Source organism: Ensifer sp. NM-2 (assembly GCF_003024455.1).
Taxonomy (GTDB): domain Bacteria; phylum Pseudomonadota; class Alphaproteobacteria; order Rhizobiales; family Rhizobiaceae; genus Ensifer; species Ensifer canadensis.
In genome coordinates, this window is sequence record NZ_PVZR01000181.1 from 1 (window position 1) to 364 (window position 364).

Here is a 364-nt window from a genome sequence, read left to right on the forward strand (position 1 = left end):
TCGCCCAGCGGGTGTGGGCGATGCCGATCATGCCGGCCAGCGGCTCCTCGCGCAGCCGGGCCTCCAGATTGACCAGCTTGCCTTCCGCCCGGCGGCGCTCAAGCGTACCGGCATTGATGGTCGCAACACCGGCCGAATCGTAGCCACGGTACTCCAGGCGCTTCAACGCATCGACAAGTCGCTCCGAGACCGGCTGGTTTCCAACGATGCCAACAATTCCGCACATAGTCGTCTCCGAATTCGTCCCGCGCCGTTTCGACGCCCCAATCGACAGCGCGGAAGTCCCGCCCGGCGCGTTGCCTTGGTAACGCATTTGCCGGACGAGGCAATCCGCCCCCGATTTCACTTTCGGTTTCAGTATTTA

At 63.2% G+C, this 364-nt stretch carries 1 pseudogene; it reads right to left on the reverse strand.

Annotated features, from left to right (window positions below):
* Positions 1–226 (reverse strand): annotated as a pseudogene (locus tag C6558_RS39385) (glutamine--fructose-6-phosphate aminotransferase); the annotation flags it as partial.
* Positions 227–364: the final 138 nt, after the last annotated feature.